The 1,172-nt window shown below is 66.8% G+C and carries 2 pseudogenes; both read right to left on the reverse strand.

Annotated elements, in window-relative coordinates:
* Positions 1 to 605 (reverse strand): annotated as a pseudogene (locus ACFPP6_RS36425) (transposase); the annotation flags it as partial.
* Between the two features lie 203 nt (positions 606 to 808).
* Positions 809 to 1,172 (reverse strand): annotated as a pseudogene (locus ACFPP6_RS36430) (flavin reductase family protein); the annotation flags it as partial.

The following is a 1,172-nucleotide window of genomic DNA, read 5'->3' on the forward strand; positions in this document are numbered from 1 at the left end:
GCGACGGCCTCCACCACGCGGTCCAAGCGGTCGCCCACATGCACAACCTTGCCCTGGCAACATGACCAGAACCGCCGGAACCGGGCCCTGACCTGCCAGATCACAGCCTTCTGCAACACGCTTTAGACGGACGGCATCGAGGAGCTGGCACCAGGAGGTGCGGCCTGTCCCAGGGCGGCGACGAACGAGTACGGCCAGCCCGGGATCATCAGCTGCTGGTCGCGGCCTCGGCCGTAGGTGTGGCAGAACAGCCGCTCCGCGCTGGTGGGGGCATCCGGCCGCAGCCAGTTGCTGACGTCGACGGCCAGGACGAGCCGGTTGTCAGCCGCCTTCGGCTGCGGCAGCGCGGCAAGGGTCCGCCGCAGCCGGCCGGCGTCAACACGGACGCGGTTGAGCGCGTCGTACAGTGCGCCGTGACCACGGCGGTGCTCGGGCAGCAGTGTCAGGTCCACCGGCGTTGTCACAGGGCCGTCCGCACACAACAAGGCATCGGTGAGCTCGAACAGTTCGTCACGCCGGGTGGTCAGGCACGCGTAGAAGTCATCCCGGAAGTGTGACGCCAAAGTGAATGGCTCCCGCCGGGCATCGTGATGCAGCAGACTCATCCCTACGGCCTTCGTGCTGGTCAGGTGTGTCCTTGATCGGAGCACAGGATCAGCCGAAGGCCGCCTTCATGTCCGGCGATTACTCGTCCGGGCGATCATCTTCGGGGCATCGTTCGAAGCTGTCACAACCTCTTTCCGCGGTAGCGGCGTTCTGAAGTACGGTCGCGGCTCCGCTTGCCGTTCGGTTGGACGCCGAGGGGCTGTCATGCAGCACAGGTCGTTGCGTTCACCGTTTCTGAGCGGAAGCCGTATCCGACCTCCGGTGCCAGACCGTGATAGTGGCGGAAGTTGTAGATGAGCGGGCTCCAGAGATCGGGGGCGATGTGGTGCGTGCCCGGCACGACGATGCGTTCGTCGGAGTGGACGCGGAGCACGTCGCACTCGACGCTGAAGAAAAGACCCGCTCCGCCCGGCGTCAGTGCACGGGCCCGTGCCTCCAACTGCAGCGCGCACTCGGCGACCCGCTGCGGCTTCACGATGTGGGAGTCGGCCGGGGTGAGCCCGGACGCGGCGCACTTGTCGGGCTCGTACCGGTACACCGCCTGCTTGCTCTCGGGCACCGGGTTG

It is taken from the genome of Streptomyces aureoversilis (assembly GCF_042657885.1).
In the GTDB taxonomy this organism is placed as follows: domain Bacteria; phylum Actinomycetota; class Actinomycetes; order Streptomycetales; family Streptomycetaceae; genus Streptomyces; species Streptomyces aureoversilis.